Raw genomic sequence first — 255 nt, 5'->3', positions numbered from 1 at the left:
CTATTTTCTGCCTCACTCCTCACTCCTCACTCCTCACTCCTCACTGTTATTGCGCCATTGAGTGGGCGGCATGGCCGCTCCCGTCGTGGCGCCCGAGCTGGGCGAGTAATTCCAGGTCGATATCGTCATAGGCGATTATCTCGCCACCATGAACTTCTGCGAACTGCTCGCACGCTCATGGCTGGAGAACGGCGCAAGGGTGTGGCCCATGCTGCCTCGCTGGTCATGGCCGACCACATACCAAGCGTCTGCTGC

At 59.6% G+C, this 255-nt stretch carries 1 protein-coding gene; it reads right to left on the bottom strand.

Going from position 1 to position 255, the window contains the following annotated elements:
• Window positions 1-135 precede the first annotated feature (135 nt).
• Window positions 136-255, bottom strand: a 120-nt coding sequence (locus P8629_RS12925) for a nitrous oxide reductase accessory protein NosL (RefSeq protein WP_442908712.1), incomplete at its 5' end; no start/stop codon positions are given.

The organism is Hydrogenovibrio sp. 3SP14C1 (assembly GCF_029625905.1).
GTDB lineage: Bacteria > Pseudomonadota > Gammaproteobacteria > Thiomicrospirales > Thiomicrospiraceae > Hydrogenovibrio.
The sequence above is the reverse complement of the archived record's forward strand: the minus strand, read 5'-3'. Positions and strand labels throughout refer to the sequence as shown.